Origin of the sequence: Mesorhizobium sp. B2-8-1 (assembly GCF_006440955.1) — a bacterium.
In the GTDB taxonomy this organism is placed as follows: Bacteria; Pseudomonadota; Alphaproteobacteria; order Rhizobiales; family Rhizobiaceae; genus Mesorhizobium.
In genome coordinates this window covers 83,878-98,570 of sequence record NZ_VFTX01000008.1, presented here as the reverse complement: position 1 = coordinate 98,570, position 14,693 = coordinate 83,878, and the positions used below count along the sequence as shown (strand labels likewise).

The window sequence follows — 14,693 nt, the reverse complement described above, 5'->3', positions numbered from 1 at the left end:
AGCGGAATTGCTCTCGCATGACCGTGTTTGGGCCGCCATCGACGCTCTGGCCGAGCGGTATTCGCTCTCGGCTTCCGGCCTGGCGAAGCGGGCCGGCCTTGATTCGACTGCCTTCAACAAGTCGAAGCGACTGTCGTCGGACGGCAGGCCGCGCTGGCCCTCGACCGAATCGCTGGCCAAGATCATCGAGGCGACGGGCGCTTCGCTCGACGAATTCACCGGGCTGATAGAAGGTCGGGCCGGCCACGGCGCGATGCCCGCCCGCGGGCGTGCCGTTCCGTTGCTCGGCTTTGCCCAGGCCGGCGCCGGCGGGTTTTTCGACGATGCCGGCTTCCCGGCCGGTCAAGGCTGGGATCTGGTGGAACTGCCGGCGCAATCGACCGAGAGTTCCTATGCGCTTCAGGTGCAAGGCGATTCAATGCTGCCGCTCTACCGCAATGGCGACGTGCTCATCGTCGAGCCGGCAGCCCTCATCCGCAAGGGCGATCGCGTCGTCGTCAAGACGACGGGCGGCGAGGTGATGGCCAAGGTGCTCGATCGCCAGACCGCCAGGTCGATCGCACTGGTTTCGCTCAATCCCGATCATCCGGACCGCGACATTCCCATGCGCGAGGTTGAATGGGTGGCGCGGATCGTCTGGGCAAGCCAATAGGGTGCGGGCTGGTGCGGCTTCCTCATCTTGTCCTTGCGGTTCTGATGGTCCCTGGAATGGCCGCGCTGGTAGTCGCCGGCGGCCGCGCGCTGAAGAGCGGCGAAGCTGCCGTCGGGGTGGAACAGATCGATCCGAGCGCCGATACGGTCTCTCAGCCAGGCACCGACGGTGTGCCGGAGGAGCGGGCCACATCGGCCATTGCCGCTCCGCCGCCCCCCGCCGCTAGCCCGCACTCGCGTGCGATCGATCCCCAAGTCGTGGCGCCGCCGGAGCTTCCCAGCAAGGAGCTGGAGCGGGTGGAGCCGCGCGCGCCGTTGAGCAAGCTGGCGCTGGCCATGCCGCCCAAGCCGAAAATGCCGGACGACTGGAAAGGGACGAAGCTGTTCCAGCCGGTCGCGCCCGCCGCCGGACTGATCGAGGCGAAGGGCTATTCTGTCGCGGTTTCCGGCGTCGACATTGTCGGGCAGGACGAGACCTGCACCTCGGACGGTAAATCCTGGCCCTGCGGCGTCCGCGCGCGCACGGCGTTCCGCGCCTTCCTGCGCGGCCGGGCGGTGGTCTGCGCCGTGCCGCCGGAAGGCGGCCGCGACCTGATCGCCGCCGACTGCCGGATCGGCAAGCAGGATGTCGGCCGATGGCTGGTCGAGAACGGCTGGGCGCGCGCCGCCAAAGGCGGCCCTTACGTCGAAGTCGGGGAAAAAGCGCGCAGCGAAAGGAAAGGCATTTTCGGATCGGCGCCAAGCCTTTCAGGCGTGCCTTCGATGCCGGCCGCCCGCGCCCCGGCGCCGCAAGCGCCGGGCTCGATCTTGGAAGAGGTCGGCGGCATTCTCAAGCCAGCTGACCAGCCAACGCCTTCTGAATGAGCCCGCGCGTCTCGGCGATGCCGTAGAGTGCCGCGAACGAGCCGAAGCGCGGTCCGCGCTCCTGCCCGATCAGCACCTGGTAGATCATCTGGAAGAAGGCGCCCGAAACGCCCGGACCACCTTCGGGGCTCTTCTTGGAATGATCCTGATAGCGTTCCACCTTGCGGGCGACGTTGAGCGCGGCATTCTGGATCGCCTCGCCGTCCGAGCCCGCCGGCAGGGCGCCAAGCGCCTGATCCAACGCTTCCAGCGCCTCCCGCTCGACGTCGTCGGGCGCGCGGAAGGTCTTCGTCGGCTTCACGAAATCGTCGAAATAGCGGATCGCATAACCCGTCAGCCTGTCGAGCTCAGGGTGGGTCGCCGGCGTCACGCCCCGCACATGGCGCGAGATGAAGCCCCACAGCACGTCCTTGTTCTGCGCATTGGAGGCGCTGACCAGGTTGAGCAGCAGCGAGAACGGCACGGGCATATCGATGGCGGGCGGATTGCCGTCGTGCATGTGCCAGACCGGGTTGCCCAGCCGTTCCTTCCAGTCCTGCCTCCGATAGGCTGCAAGGAAGGTGTAATATTCGTCCACGGCCCGGGGGATGACGTCGAAATAGAGCTTCTTGGCCTGTCGCGGCCGCTGGTACATATAGAGTCCCAGGCTCTCCGTCGGCGCGTAGGTCAGCCATTCGTCGATGGTCAGCCCATTGCCCTTGGATTTGGAGATCTTCTGGCCGTTCTCGTCCAGGAACAGCTCGTAGACGAAATGTTCCGGCGCGTGCCCGCCGAGGATGTTGCAGATGCGGTCATAGACCACCGCATTGGTCTGATGGTCCTTGCCGAACATCTCGAAATCGACGCCAAGGGCCGCCCAGCGCATGCCGAAATCGGGCTTCCACTGCAGCTTCACCTTGCCGCCGGTAACCGGCAGCGTGGTCTCGGTACCGTCATCGTCGAAGGTGATGGTGCCCGCCCTGGCATCGACATGCTTCATGGGAACGTAGAGCACGCGGCCGCTCTTCGGCGAGATCGGCAGGAACGGGCTGTAGGTCGCCTGCCGCTCCTCTCCCAGCGTCGGCAGCATCACCGCCATGATCTGGTCGTAGCGTTCGGCCGCGCGCAACAGCATCGCGTCGAAGCGGCCGGTCTTGTAGTACTGCGTCGCGCTGGCGAACTCGTAGTCGAAGCCGAACGTGTCGAGGAAGCGGCAGAGCATCGCGTTGTTGTGGTCGGCGAAACTCGCATAATCGCCGCCGAAAGGGTTGGGCACCGAAGACAGCGGCTTGTGCAGGTGCGGCTCCAGCGCCGCGCGATCCGGCACGCTGTCGGGTATCTTGCGCATGCCGTCCATGTCGTCGGAAAAGCACAGCAGCTTGGTAGCGACCTTGTCCTGCGTGATGACGCGGAAGGCATGCCGCACCATCGACGTGCGCGCCACCTCGCCGAACGTGCCGATATGCGGCAGGCCGGACGGGCCATATCCGGTTTCGAACAGCACCGTTTGCGGGAGTTCGCGGCCCTTGTAGCGCTCAATGATCTTGCGGGCTTCCTCGAACGGCCACGCCTTGCTTTCGGCCGCCGCCGTCAGCACTTCGGGATTGAGATCGATGATGTTTGATCCCGCCATGTCACTGTTTTCCAAATTAGACGCCGGCAAAGCCGCAAGTGAGGATTTTTCAACCGGTCTCTATGCGCGCCTGACCGGAGCGTCAACGAGCGCGGCGCTTTTTCCTTGCAGCGCAGGGAACGCGTTCCTACCTTCGCAGCCCGTATCGAGGAGTTGTTGAATGCCGACCCCGCATGAAGCGCTGATCTACCTGATGGTCATCACCTCCGCCTCCGACCGCGACATGACGGATGTCGAGCTGGCGCGGATCGGCGAGGTCGTCCGCTCATGGCCGGTGTTCGAGGATTTCGACCACGACCGCCTGGTTGGCGTCGCCCAGGCCTGCCAGAAGAAGCTGCATGAAAAGGGCGGGCTGGAGGGTGTCCTGGCAAGCGTGGCCGAGGCCCTGCCGGAGCGCCTGCGCGACACCGCCTATGCGGCCGCCTTCGAGGTCGCGGCCGTCGATCTCGAAATGCGGATGGAGGAGGTGCGGGTGCTCCAACTCATTCGCCTCAAGCTCGATCTCGACACGCTGACCGTCGCGGCGATCGCGCGTGCGGCCAAGGCGCGCCTGCGCACGCTGACCTGAGCGGCGACACTCAACCCGACCGGAAGAAACTGACCGGCACCGGATCAGAAAAAGCTGACTGGGACCGGATCAGAAGAAACTGACCGGGACCGGATCAGAAAAAGCTGACCGGGAAATAGCGCAGGTAGAACTCGGCGAACGTGCCTTTCAGCGAAATCTCCTGCAGCGCGTAGTCGAGAGCGGCGGCCAGCGCCGGGTCATCGGATCGGGCGGCGATGGCCATGCCCGAACCCAGATATTCCGGCGCCAGATAAGGTCCGCCGGCAAAGCGGCAGCAGCCGGCCGCATCCGAACCGCCCAGCCAGAAGGCGAAACGCATGCCATCGCCGAAGGCGGCATCGATCTTGCCGGCCTTGAGGTTGGCGTAGAGGTCTTCCGGCCTGTCGAAGGTGACGACCTGAACGGTGTTGAAATAATCGCGCAGCATGCGCTCATGCGCCGAGCCTGATATCACGCCGACACGCTTGCCGCGCAGCTTGGCGAACAGCGGCTCGGTCAGCGCCTCGCCCTTCGGCATGATGAAGCGCGCCGGAAATTGCAGGTAGGGGCGCGAGAAGGCGTATGTCTGGCGTGACTGCGGCGTCGCGGCGATGCCGGCGATGATCGCTTCGCCTTCGCCTTTCTCAAGCGCTTCTTCGAGCTCGGCCCACGGCAATGCCTGGATCTGACATTTGTCGACGATGCCGAGCTCGGCGCAGATGGCGCGCGCCAGGTCGATGTGGAAACCGGACAGCTTTCCCGCGCCGTCCAGGAAGTTGAAGGGCGGGAAATCGGTTGTGGTCAGGAACCGCAGCCGCGGCAGCGCGGAGAGATCCGGTTTCGGCAGCCGCTCCTTGGCATCCCACAGCACCGGCACCTGCGGCTCGGCCGCGCGCGCGCCCTCACCCGACGCCAGCGACGCGATCAGCATCGATGCAAGGACGAGAGACCTCCGCTGGAACGCCATGATAAACTTCCACCGCACCTGTGTTGGCATCGGTTCTGGTACGAAAATAGTACAGGCACAATGCTTTTTGATTTCAACGCGTCGATTTCAGGATATGCTTTAGCAGGTTTGCAAACAGCGGTGGCTGCCCTGGTGGGGGACCAGGGTCGAGAACCACAACCACAAGGCAACGCTTTGCAATCCCTGGTCGGTGGCGAAGTGCCAACAAGGCACGGATCATCGATTTCAACGAGGCAACATGGGGTTTGATGTTGCGATGGGTCAGTTCGATCGCACGCTGGAATACATAGATCACCTGCAGCATGCCGGAACGGCGGCTGCGGTTTGCGAGAGGCTGTTGGGCATAACGTCGGATTTTGGCCTGACCGCTCTGATGGCGGGCACCGTGCCGCAACCGGGCACGCCGACCGGCCAGCAGAAGCAGCATGTGCTGCTTTGCGACTGGCCTGTCGAATGGCTGGAGCGGTACGTGGCGCGCAACTATGTCGATCACGACCCGATCGTCAGTCACATGAAACAGTTGCAGGCGCCGTTCCAGTGGCGGGAAGCGGCCCAGGGCGTTAGCATCGACAGAAGCAGCGGCGAAGTGATGGGCGACGCCGTCGTGTTCAAGCTGCGCGACGGGCTGGCCTTCCCGCTCATCACGCTCGACGGCCAGATCGTCATGGTGTCACTGGGTGGCGAGGCCGTGGAACTGTCCGCCGCCGAGTTCGGTCTGGTGTCGCTGGTGTCGACCTATGCGGTGGGCCGGGCCATGCAGCTTCACACGAAGGCCAGCAAGACCATCGATAATGTCGAGCTGACGCCGCGCGAACGCGAATGCCTGCAATGGGCCGCCGTCGGCAAGTCCGAATGGGAGATTTCGCAAATCCTCGGCATCTCCGAACACACGTCGGAGAAACACCTCCTTAACGCCAAAAGCAAACTCGGCGCCGTCAACCGCGTACAGGCAGTCGCTGAAGCGATAAGGCGCGGCTATATTAGTTAGGTCGGCCGGGTCGGCCTAGAAATTCCTGCCTACGTGATCGCGTAATTTTCTTGCGAGGGCACGGCCGTATCTTCCTCTTGAACAGGAGACGGCAAAATGATTTTTTCCCTTACAACAAAAGAACTGATGGAACATCCCGATCTGTGGGAGGCCGTGCATCGGCTGCGCTACAGGATTTTTGTCGAGGAAATGGGGTGGGAGGACCTGCGGCGCCCCGATGGATTCGAGATCGACCAGTTCGATCATGACGAAGCGGTGCATCAGATCGTCATCAGAGGCAACGAGGTCGCGGGCTATCAGAGGATGTTGCCGACCACGCGGCCGCATCTGCTAACGGAGGTGCTGGCCGATCTTTCCGTGGGAACGCCGCCGTCGGGTCCGAACATCTGGGAACTGACCCGCTATGCGGTCGCTCCCGGCTTTCGCGACGGCCGCCGAGGCGTTTCGACCGTCGGTACCGAGCTCATTGCCGGCTTCGTCGAGTGGGGGCTGAAGCGCGGCGTCGACAAGGTGATCATCGAGTTCGAGCCGATGTGGGTGCTGCGCGCGCTGCAGCTGCATTTCCTGGCCACGCCGCTGGGCTATCAGCGCACCTATGGCAACCAGCAGGTCGTCGCGACGCTGCTCACCTTCAATGAGCACACGCTGGATGTGGTGCGTTCGCGCCGCAATCACCACGCTCCCGTTCTGGCCAGGGGATATCCCGATATGTTCGGGCAAAGGCGGGCGTCATGAGATCGGAAACGGCCATGAACGCGCACCCGCAACCCGAACTGCGCAACCACACGCTGATCGTCACGGTCTCGTCGACCGACGGCCGGCCGGTGCTCGACAGAAGGGCCTATGAAAGCCTGGCCAGGACATTTCACGAAGCCGCCGACAATGACGATGTGCGTGTCGTCGTGCTGCGCGGTCTGGCGGGCTGCTTCTGCCTCGGCGGCGATTTTTCCGAATTTCTCGACGCTACCAAGCACCAGAAGCTGATCGCCGCCGTCACCGACATGTTCCGCACGCTGGCGACGTTCCCCAAACCCATACTGGCCTGTGTCGACGGCGATGCGGTCGGCGTTGGCTGCACCATCCTGTTCCATTGCGACATGGTGATCGCGTCCGCCGAAAGCACGTTCCGGGTGCCGTTCGTCGATTTCGGCCTAGTGCCGGATGCCGCGACCAGCATCCTGGCGCCGCAGAAGCTCGGCTACGCCGGCGCCTTCCGCTTTTTCTGCCTCGGCGACACGCTGCGCGCCGACGACGCCAGGGCGCTCGGCCTGGTCGCCGAGATCGTCTCCGAAGGCAGCGTCGAGGAGGCAACCCTCGGCCGGGCAAGGCAGCTCGCCAGGAAGCCGGTCGCCGCGCTGCTGCAGACGCGCGGCCTGCTCAAGGGGAACCCCGCGGAACTTTGCGAACGCATCGATCAGGAGATTTCGTTGTTCCAGCAGGCGCTGCAGGACGACACCACGTTGCGGCGGCTGCAGCGGATTGCCCGGTTGGCGGCCTGAGCGTCGCGCCGAAGGCGTTGCGCCACGCGGTCCAGTGCCGCGTGGCGCAGGCACCGTCAGTCCTGTTTTGCCAGGAATGACGGCCCTTCGCCGATGATTTTCTTGTCTTCCTTGCCGATGATGTCGAGGTCGCGGCCGTCATAAGGCAGCGACAGGAGGATGCGCCGCATCACCGCCAGCCGCGCGCGGCGCTTGTCGTTGGCACGCACGATGATCCAGGGAGCGAATTCCTTGTGGGTGCGCTCGAACATGGTATCGCGCGCCCTGGTGTAATCGTCCCACTTGGTAATGCCGGCAATGTCGATCGGCGAAAACTTCCAGCTCTTCAGCGGACTGTGGCGGCGATCGTGAAATCGCTCGAGCTGCGTTTCCCGGCCGATGTTCAGCCAGAATTTGAAGAAGTGGATGCCGTCATTGACGATCATCCTTTCGAAGTGCGGTGTCTCGTCGAGAAACTTCTCGTGCTGTTCTGGCGTGCAGAAGCCCATCACCGGTTCGACGCCGGCGCGGTTGTACCAGGAACGGTCGAACGTGACGAATTCGCCCGCGGTCGGGAAGTGGTCCGCATAACGCTGGTAGTACCATTGCCCCAGCTCGGTCGGCGTCGGCTTGGTCAGCGCCACGTTGCGTGCCGTGCGCGGATTGAGGTACTGGCGCAGGACGAAAATCGTGCCGCCCTTGCCGGCCGCGTCGCGGCCCTCGAACAGCGCCATCATCCGCCTGCCTGTCGACTGCAGCCACGCCTGCGCCTTGACCAGCTCGATCTGCAATGCCTCGAGCGTCTCGTCATATTCGTCGCTTTTCATCTTCTTGTCGTAGGGATAGCCGCCCGCGGTCAGCTTGCGCTCCTCGATCCAGTCCGGCAGTGCTGGATTCTCGATGTCGAACTCCCGCTCCTTGCCGTTGATCCTGAGCTTCAGCGGCCCCGGGGTCGGCGCGGCGGTGTTTTCCTTGGCTTTTTTCATCGAGACGAACCTTTCCAGCTTACGGACTCGTGCTATTGAGCCATTGCAGTGCCGCGCGCCGCTTCAGACACAAAGGGCGCTGCACTTTTGGATTTTGCGCATGATCCTTTCCGAAAATCGATTCTGATTTTTCGGCGTCATGCGCCAGGCCGGTCCAGCGAAATTGCCGGACCGGGAGCGGGGCGCAGGCGCGAATGGCGGACCAGGGCGCAGACGAGAAGGGTATGGCGCAAGCGCTTGCCGCGCGGCTGTGGAACAGCCGATGGTTGCTGGTCGCCGGTCTTGTCGCGGTCATGGCGGTTTATGCCTTTGCGGGCATTTCCGCCTATGTGCTGCTGCCGGCGCTGGCTTTGCTGCTGGTGGCGGCGATGATACCGGCTGGAGCCACGCGCCAGCCCGGCGAAAGCGGTGCGGCGATCGAGGCCATCGGCCTGCAACGCCTGTCCGGCGAATATCTGGCGGCGGCCGTCGCCGACCCCTTGATCATCTTCGACCATGCCGCGGCGATCGTTCATGCCAACGCCGCCGCCTTCGCCGCGTTTGGCGGCATCGCCCCGGGCGTATCGCTGTCGCTGAAATTCCGTGCGCCCGAAATGCAGGCTCTTCTGGACGGCGTGCTGTCGGGCGAGGTCGCGTCGGATGTCATCGACTACACCGAGAGGCTGCCGGTCGAGCGGACTTACCGGGTCAGCGCCTCCTCGGTCGGTCACGGCACTGATCTCTACGTGATGGTGTTCAAGGACCAGAGCGAAGCGCGCCGCATCGACCGCATGCGCGCAGATTTCATCGCCAATGCCAGCCACGAATTGCGCACGCCGCTCGCCTCGATATCGGGTTTCATCGAAACGCTGCGCGGACCGGCCCGCAATGACCCGGCGGCGCGCGAGCAGTTCCTGCAGATCATGCAGAACCAGACCGGCCGCATGGCACGCCTGATCGATGACCTTTTGTCGCTGTCGCGGCTGGAGATGAAGCCCTATCTGCGGCCGGGGACCGAGGTCGATTTGCGCCAGACCGTCGACAGCGTCATCGATTCGCTGGCCCCGCTGGCGCGCGAAAACGGCGTCGTCATCGAGCGGGATTTCGCCGACGGCCCTCTTTACGTGCCGGGCGACCGCGACGAACTGTTCCAGGTCTTCGAGAACCTTCTGGAAAACGCCTGCAAATATGGGCAGTCGGGCGGCCGCGTGGTGGTGTCGATCGAGCGCGGCGACGCCGAGGGCGAAGCGGGCATCGACGTGACGATCAGGGATTTTGGCCCCGGCATTCCCGAGGAGCACATTCCGCGCATCACGGAGCGCTTCTATCGCGTCGACGTCGAGAGCAGTCGAACCCAGAAGGGCACAGGCCTTGGCCTGTCGATCGTCAAGCATATCCTGACGCGCCACAACGCCAGGCTTTCGATCAAGTCCGAAGTCGGCAAGGGCGCCGCCTTCTCGGTCCATTTGCCGGCGGCCTGAGCCGCCCTAGTTTCCAAGCTGCCATTTCTTTTTTCTGTCATCCGGTTAGCGTATCAGCGGGGATTCGAGGAAACGACTCAAAATCAGATCATCCGTGGGAAGGCATCCGGTCATGCAGTCCGTGCACATAGTCAGCGCCTATGACGAGGAGCTGAAAGATCTGTCGAAGCGCATCGCCGCCATGGGCGGACATGCCGAACGCATGGTCGAACAGGCGATCTCCGCCCTGGTCAATGCCGATCCCGGCCTTGCCCAGAAGGTGATCCGCGACGACGCCGTCCTCGACGAAGGCCAGCGCGAAATCGACGACAGGGCAATCATCATCATCGCCCGGCGCCAGCCGATGGCGACGGACTTGCGCGAGATCGTCGGCGCGATCCGCATCTCGGCCGATCTCGAGCGGGTCGGCGATCTCGGCAAGAATGTCGCCAAGCGTGTGGTGGCGGTTGCCGACGGGCGCCAGCCGACCAGCCTGTTCCGCGGCCTCGAAGCCCTGGCCGACCTAGCGTTGACCCAACTCAAGGAAGTGCTCGACGTCTACGCCTCGCGCTCGGTCGAAAGGATCGGCTTCGTACGTGACCGCGACGACCAGATCGACGCCATGTACACGTCGCTGTTTCGCGAATTGCTGACCTACATGATGGAAGATCCGCGCAACATCACGCCTTGCACGCATCTGCTGTTCTGCGCCAAGAACATCGAACGCATCGGTGACCATGCCACCAACATTGCCGAGACGATCTACTATATCGTCACCGGCGACCAGATGCCGAGCGAGCGGCCGAAGGGCGACAAGACGGACAAGATCGGCCTTTCCGCAACGCAGCCGGTCAAGTGAACGCACTTTTTCTCGAACGCTTGGTCGTATTGCGCTAGACTATCCCTGAGGCAAGCCTGCTGGTTCCCAGCAAAGGCAGTGCTTCGGGAGGCTGCGATGGAATATGTCCGGGATTTCAAGCCCGCGCCGCCGACATCGGCCGTCATCGCCTCCAGCGTCTACACAGCCGGGCGCCGCATCGCCGACATCCCGATCGAGGAAGCCGGCACATGGGCCAGGAAAGCGGGACACGTCGTGTGGATTGGGCTGCTTGAACCCGATCGCGAGCTTCTGCTGCGCGTCCAGGCGCAATTTCATCTGCATGAGCTCGCAATCGAGGATGCCGAGCATCCGCACCAGCGGCCGAAGATCGAGCAGTATGGCGATGCGCTGTTCATCGTCGCCCGCACCGCGCAGCTGATCGAGGGCCGCGTCACCTTCGGCGAGACGCATCTGTTTGTGGGCAGCGGCTACATCGTCAGCGTCAGGCACGGCCCTTCGACATCCTATGCTGTGGTGCGCCAGCACTGGGAAAGCTGCCCGCATTCACTGGCCAAGGGCGAGGATTTCGTCCTCTATGCCATTCTCGATTTCATCGTCGACAACTACATGCCGGTGCTCGAGCAGATTGAGGATGAGGTCGAGGCGATCGAGGACCGGGTCCTGCTGAAGCCGATGACCGGCCCCGATATCGAACGCCTTTATATGCTGCGCCGCGATCTGTTGCGGCTGCGCAATGCCGCACTGCCGCTGGTGGAGGTCTGCCGCCGGCTGACCAGCGCCGACCTGCCGCAGATCCATTCAGCCATGCACCCGCTGTTTCGTGACGTGACCGACCATATCCGCACCGTCCAGGAAAAGATCGACAGCTTGCGCGAAGTGCTGGCCTTTGCTTTCGAGGCGAGCCTGCTGGTGGGCCAGAGCCAGGAAACGGCGATCTCCAAAAAGCTCGCCTCATGGGCGGCAATCCTGGCCGTGCCGACAGCCTTCGCGGGCATATACGGCATGAATTTCAGCGACATGCCGGAACTGAAGATGGAATACGGCTACCCGATGGTGCTGCTGGCGATCGCGCTGATCTGCAGCTTCCTCTATTGGCGGTTTCGCAAGAACGGATGGCTGTGAGAGTAGGGCAGTAGGCAGTAGGCTAAACGCTCGGGAGCGCAAATTCAAAACATACTGCCCTACTGCCCTACTGCCTTAGTCCCTTATCTATTCCGCCGCCGCTCCGCTGCCGGCTGGAACGCCACGCGGGCATGGTATTTACAATAGGGTCCGGTTTCGGCGGCTTCGTTGCCGCAGAAATTGAAGTCCTCCGACAGCGGATCGCCGTTCGGCCATTTGCAGGTGCGCTCGGTGAGTTCGGTGAGCTGGAGATGCCGCGAGATCGGCACCACCACATTCTCGACCGGCCGGATATAGTGGCGGGCCACCGGCTCGGCATCGAACTGCGCTTGCAGCGCCGTTGCTCCGATCGATGTCGTGACGTGGCGGGTCGCACTCGCGGGGCGCGACACCGATTTCTGCGCGCCCGACCCTTGCGCCGTCTTCTTCTGGCGTGCCGGCGCTGCCGTGGCGCGCCCGCGGCCCGACAATTTCAGCCGGTGCACCTTGCCGATGACGGCATTGCGGCTGACCCCTCCAAGCTGGGCAGCAATCTGGCTTGCGCTCAGACCCTCCGACCACAGTTTTCTCAAGAGTTCGACCCGCTCGTCAGTCCAATTCATGACCGCGCTCCTGCTAAGCGTACGGCAATCGGAATCCATTCCCGGCCCAGCACCACTGCTGGGGCAGACACCACATATATCTGGTGATTAGGTCCGCCGCACGAAATCTAGTTATTTCCCGACTACAACTACCTTATGCGCTGACTCGGTGACAAGAGTCCGAAGTGCAACACGAATCGGTTTTTTCGGTTTTCCCCAACTTGCCAGCTCACTTATGAGCCGGCGTCCCGTCGGGAGGCTTGCCGCGCGCCACTACGCGACGTTTTCGTTGACTTCATGGCTGAAAAACCCGATAAGCCGCAAAGGCCGCCGCTTTGGCGGCTTTTTTGATTTTCCGGTTCCGGAGACGCATATAATGAGCGGTTCGGCGCTTTTCGAGACCTTTGCTCGCGCACCCCTGGCCTTCGACCATGGGGAAGGCACCTGGCTGGTCACCGACAAGGGCGAGCGATATCTCGACTTTGCCGGCGGCATAGCCGTCAATTCGCTGGGCCACGGCCATCCGCATCTGGTCGCGGCGCTCACTGAACAGGCTGCCAAACTCTGGCACGTCTCCAACCTCTACGAGATCCCGGGGCAGAGCCGGCTCGGCGAGCGGCTGGCCGACGCCACCTTCGCAGACAAGGTGTTCTTCACCAATTCTGGCGCCGAGGCGCTGGAATGCGCGATAAAGACGGCGCGGCGCTACCATTTCGTCAAGGGGCATCCCGAGCGCTTCCGCGTCATCACTTTCGAAGGCGCCTTCCATGGCCGCACGCTGGCGACCATCGCGGCCGGCGGCCAGTACAAATATCTCGAAGGTTTCGGCCCGAAGGTCGAGGGTTTCGACCAGGTCGGCTTCGACGATATCGACGCCGCCGAAAAGGCGATCACGCCGGAGACCGCGGCGATCCTGATCGAACCGGTGCAGGGCGAGGGCGGTATCCGCCCGGTGCCGACACAATCGCTGAAGCGGCTGCGGCAGCTCTGCGACCAGCACGGCCTGCTGTTGATCTACGATGAGGTCCAGTGCGGCATCGGCCGCACCGGCAAGCTGTTCGCGCATGAATGGTCGGGGGTCGCTCCAGACATCATGGCCATCGCCAAAGGCATTGGCGGTGGCTTCCCGATGGGCGCCTGCCTTGCCACCGACGAGGCGGCTGTCGGCATGACCGCGGGCGTCCACGGCACTACGTTCGGCGGCAACCCGCTGGCCATGGCGGTCGGCAATGCCGTGCTCGACGTGGTGCTGGAGGAGGGCTTCCTGGCGGATGTGCAGCGCAAGGCGCTGTTGTTGAAGCAAGGGCTGGCAGGGGTGGCCGACGAATTCCCCGAGGTCATCGAGGACATCAGGGGCACGGGGCTGATGCTGGGCCTCAAATGCGCCATGCCCAACGGCAAGGTGAACATGGCGCTGCGCGACCAGCATCTGCTCGCGGTTCCGGCCGGCGACAACGTCATTCGCCTGCTGCCGCCGCTCACCGTCACGGACAGCGAGATCCATGAAGCGCTGGAGCGCATTCGCGCCGGCGCCAAGGCCCTGACCGAGGCAATCGCCGCTGAAGCCGCGAAGTAAATTCGAAAGCTCCTGATGTCACTTCGTCATTTCACCGACCTCTCCGCCGTTTCCGAAGGCGACCTGCGCTCCATGCTGACCGACGCAGTGGAGCGCAAGGCGCGGCTCAAGGCGGGCGAGCGCTCGAAACCGCTCGAAGGCAAGGTGCTGGCGATGATCTTCGACAAGCCGTCGACGCGCACGCGCGTCTCCTTCGATGTCGGCATGCGTCAGCTTGGCGGCGAGACCATCATGCTGACCGGCACCGAGATGCAGCTCGGCCGCTCCGAGACCATCGCCGACACCGCCAAGGTTCTGTCGCGCTATGTCGATGCCATCATGATCCGCACCACCTCGCATGAGCGGCTGCTGGAGCTGACCGAGAATGCGACCATCCCGGTGATCAACGGGCTCACCGACGATACCCATCCTTGCCAGCTGATGGCCGACATCATGACCTTCGAGGAGCATCGCGGTCCGATCGCCGGCAAGACCATCGCCTGGACCGGCGACGGCAACAACGTGCTGCATTCGCTGCTGGAAGCCTCGGCGCGGTTCCGCTTCAACCTCAACGTCGCCGTGCCCGAAGGCAGCGAGCCGGCGCAGAAGCATGTCGACTGGTCAAAGGCGCATGGCGGCAAGCTCTCCTTTACCCGCTCGCCAGAGGAAGCCGTCGACCAGGCCGACTGCATCGTCACCGACTGCTGGGTGTCGATGGGCCAGGAGCACCGCGCCCGCGGCCACAATGTGTTTTCGCCCTACCAGGTCAACGCCAAGCTGATGGCCAAGGCAAAGCCCGACGCGCTGTTCATGCATTGTCTGCCGGCGCATCGCGGCGAGGAAGTGACGGACGAGGTCATCGACGGTCCGCATTCGGTGGTCTTCGACGAGGCCGAGAACCGGCTCCACGCCCAAAAGGCCGTGCTTGCCTGGTGTCTTGGGGCCTGAAGTGGACTTGAAGTGTCTTGGCGCTTGACGTGCCGGGGAACTTGATCTCCGGAGGCGCGATGCCTATCTGCGCGGCATCACGCGAATCAAGCGCGTTTAGACGCATGCTCCCCA

15 protein-coding genes are annotated in these 14,693 nt (G+C 63.4%); 11 read left to right on the top strand and 4 right to left on the bottom strand.

Annotated elements, in window-relative coordinates; translation table 11 throughout:
• Positions 1-7 precede the first annotated feature (7 nt).
• Both FJ428_RS20620 and FJ428_RS20615 read left to right on the top strand, forming a co-directional pair.
• Positions 8-652, top strand: coding sequence for a helix-turn-helix transcriptional regulator (locus FJ428_RS20620; protein ID WP_140496665.1), 645 nt, complete (start codon positions 8-10; stop codon positions 650-652).
• A gap of 11 nt (positions 653-663) precedes the next feature.
• On the top strand, positions 664-1,515 hold the full coding sequence (locus tag FJ428_RS20615) for a thermonuclease family protein (protein WP_348641382.1): 852 nt from the start codon (positions 664-666) through the stop codon (positions 1,513-1,515).
• On the opposite strand, the gene FJ428_RS20610 is transcribed toward FJ428_RS20615, so the two are convergent.
• The gene (locus FJ428_RS20610) at positions 1,481-3,127 is read right to left on the bottom strand and encodes a lysine--tRNA ligase (RefSeq protein ID WP_140523947.1); all 1,647 of its coding nucleotides are present in this window, start codon (positions 3,125-3,127) and stop codon (positions 1,481-1,483) included. The two genes, FJ428_RS20615 and FJ428_RS20610, sit on opposite strands and share 35 nt — an antisense overlap.
• Positions 3,128-3,287: 160 nt before the next feature.
• Between FJ428_RS20610 and FJ428_RS20605 the strand changes: the two genes are divergently transcribed.
• Positions 3,288-3,695: a tellurite resistance TerB family protein gene (locus FJ428_RS20605; RefSeq protein ID WP_140496659.1), complete on the top strand. Its 408-nt coding sequence runs from the start codon at positions 3,288-3,290 to the stop codon at positions 3,693-3,695.
• A 94-nt stretch (positions 3,696-3,789) separates the two neighbouring features.
• Here the strand turns inward: FJ428_RS20605 and FJ428_RS20600 are convergent, their stop codons facing one another.
• The gene (locus tag FJ428_RS20600; protein WP_140557629.1) at positions 3,790-4,641 is read right to left on the bottom strand and encodes a transporter substrate-binding domain-containing protein; all 852 of its coding nucleotides are present in this window, start codon (positions 4,639-4,641) and stop codon (positions 3,790-3,792) included.
• 256 nt (positions 4,642-4,897) lie between these two features.
• Here FJ428_RS20600 and FJ428_RS20595 point away from each other — a divergent pair, with 256 nt between their 5' ends.
• The 3 genes from FJ428_RS20595 (at position 4,898) to FJ428_RS20585 (ending at position 7,128) form a co-directional block, all read left to right on the top strand.
• Positions 4,898-5,629, top strand: coding sequence for a LuxR family transcriptional regulator (locus FJ428_RS20595; RefSeq protein ID WP_140557703.1), 732 nt, complete (start codon positions 4,898-4,900; stop codon positions 5,627-5,629).
• A gap of 96 nt (positions 5,630-5,725) precedes the next feature.
• Positions 5,726-6,364 (top strand): acyl-homoserine-lactone synthase, encoded by a 639-nt coding sequence (locus tag FJ428_RS20590; RefSeq protein ID WP_140496654.1) that lies wholly within the window; start codon positions 5,726-5,728, stop codon positions 6,362-6,364.
• Positions 6,361-7,128 carry an enoyl-CoA hydratase-related protein gene (locus FJ428_RS20585; RefSeq protein ID WP_224518985.1) on the top strand — a complete coding sequence of 256 codons (768 nt, stop codon included), beginning with the start codon at positions 6,361-6,363 and terminating at the stop codon, positions 7,126-7,128. Before FJ428_RS20590 ends, FJ428_RS20585 begins: the two co-directional genes overlap by 4 nt.
• Positions 7,129-7,184: 56 nt before the next feature.
• Here FJ428_RS20585 and ppk2 read toward each other — a convergent pair whose 3' ends face one another.
• Positions 7,185-8,093 (bottom strand): polyphosphate kinase 2, encoded by a 909-nt coding sequence (gene ppk2 / locus FJ428_RS20580; protein WP_140496649.1) that lies wholly within the window; start codon positions 8,091-8,093, stop codon positions 7,185-7,187.
• A gap of 194 nt (positions 8,094-8,287) precedes the next feature.
• Here ppk2 and FJ428_RS20575 point away from each other — a divergent pair, with 194 nt between their 5' ends.
• From FJ428_RS20575 to FJ428_RS20565, 3 genes are all read left to right on the top strand, one after another.
• The gene (locus FJ428_RS20575) at positions 8,288-9,553 is read left to right on the top strand and encodes an ATP-binding protein (RefSeq protein WP_140880025.1); all 1,266 of its coding nucleotides are present in this window, start codon (positions 8,288-8,290) and stop codon (positions 9,551-9,553) included.
• 112 nt (positions 9,554-9,665) lie between these two features.
• A complete protein-coding gene (phoU, locus tag FJ428_RS20570; RefSeq protein ID WP_140513249.1) occupies positions 9,666-10,391 on the top strand; it encodes a phosphate signaling complex protein PhoU in 726 nt (241 codons plus the stop codon).
• A gap of 96 nt (positions 10,392-10,487) precedes the next feature.
• A complete protein-coding gene (locus tag FJ428_RS20565; protein ID WP_140496643.1) occupies positions 10,488-11,495 on the top strand; it encodes a magnesium and cobalt transport protein CorA in 1,008 nt (335 codons plus the stop codon).
• Positions 11,496-11,578: 83 nt separating this feature from the next.
• Here the strand turns inward: FJ428_RS20565 and FJ428_RS20560 are convergent, their stop codons facing one another.
• Positions 11,579-12,097, bottom strand: a complete 519-nt coding sequence (locus tag FJ428_RS20560) for a GcrA family cell cycle regulator (RefSeq protein ID WP_140496642.1) — start codon at positions 12,095-12,097, stop codon at positions 11,579-11,581.
• 355 nt (positions 12,098-12,452) lie between these two features.
• Between FJ428_RS20560 and FJ428_RS20555 the strand changes: the two genes are divergently transcribed.
• Together FJ428_RS20555 and argF are read left to right on the top strand one after the other, a co-directional pair.
• The gene (locus tag FJ428_RS20555; RefSeq protein WP_140496640.1) at positions 12,453-13,652 is read left to right on the top strand and encodes an aspartate aminotransferase family protein; all 1,200 of its coding nucleotides are present in this window, start codon (positions 12,453-12,455) and stop codon (positions 13,650-13,652) included.
• Between the two features lie 15 nt (positions 13,653-13,667).
• Positions 13,668-14,579, top strand: a complete 912-nt coding sequence (gene argF, locus FJ428_RS20550) for an ornithine carbamoyltransferase (protein ID WP_140880024.1) — start codon at positions 13,668-13,670, stop codon at positions 14,577-14,579.
• Positions 14,580-14,693: the final 114 nt, after the last annotated feature.

What these genes read in the sequence shown, in the direction of transcription:
- ppk2 (WP_140496649.1), bottom strand. Translation starts at nt 8,093, where the DNA reads ATGAAAAAAGCCAAGGAAAACACCGCCGCGCCGACCCCGGGGCCGCTG.
- FJ428_RS20590 (WP_140496654.1), top strand. Translation starts at nt 5,726, where the DNA reads ATGATTTTTTCCCTTACAACAAAAGAACTGATGGAACATCCCGATCTG.
- FJ428_RS20595 (WP_140557703.1), top strand. Translation starts at nt 4,898, where the DNA reads ATGGGTCAGTTCGATCGCACGCTGGAATACATAGATCACCTGCAGCAT.
- argF (WP_140880024.1), top strand. Translation starts at nt 13,668, where the DNA reads ATGTCACTTCGTCATTTCACCGACCTCTCCGCCGTTTCCGAAGGCGAC.
- phoU (WP_140513249.1), top strand. Translation starts at nt 9,666, where the DNA reads ATGCAGTCCGTGCACATAGTCAGCGCCTATGACGAGGAGCTGAAAGAT.
- FJ428_RS20565 (WP_140496643.1), top strand. Translation starts at nt 10,488, where the DNA reads ATGGAATATGTCCGGGATTTCAAGCCCGCGCCGCCGACATCGGCCGTC.
- FJ428_RS20605 (WP_140496659.1), top strand. Translation starts at nt 3,288, where the DNA reads ATGCCGACCCCGCATGAAGCGCTGATCTACCTGATGGTCATCACCTCC.
- FJ428_RS20600 (WP_140557629.1), bottom strand. Translation starts at nt 4,641, where the DNA reads ATGGCGTTCCAGCGGAGGTCTCTCGTCCTTGCATCGATGCTGATCGCG.
- FJ428_RS20610 (WP_140523947.1), bottom strand. Translation starts at nt 3,127, where the DNA reads ATGGCGGGATCAAACATCATCGATCTCAATCCCGAAGTGCTGACGGCG.
- FJ428_RS20560 (WP_140496642.1), bottom strand. Translation starts at nt 12,097, where the DNA reads ATGAATTGGACTGACGAGCGGGTCGAACTCTTGAGAAAACTGTGGTCG.
- FJ428_RS20575 (WP_140880025.1), top strand. Translation starts at nt 8,288, where the DNA reads ATGGCGGACCAGGGCGCAGACGAGAAGGGTATGGCGCAAGCGCTTGCC.
- FJ428_RS20585 (WP_224518985.1), top strand. Translation starts at nt 6,361, where the DNA reads ATGAGATCGGAAACGGCCATGAACGCGCACCCGCAACCCGAACTGCGC.
- FJ428_RS20555 (WP_140496640.1), top strand. Translation starts at nt 12,453, where the DNA reads ATGAGCGGTTCGGCGCTTTTCGAGACCTTTGCTCGCGCACCCCTGGCC.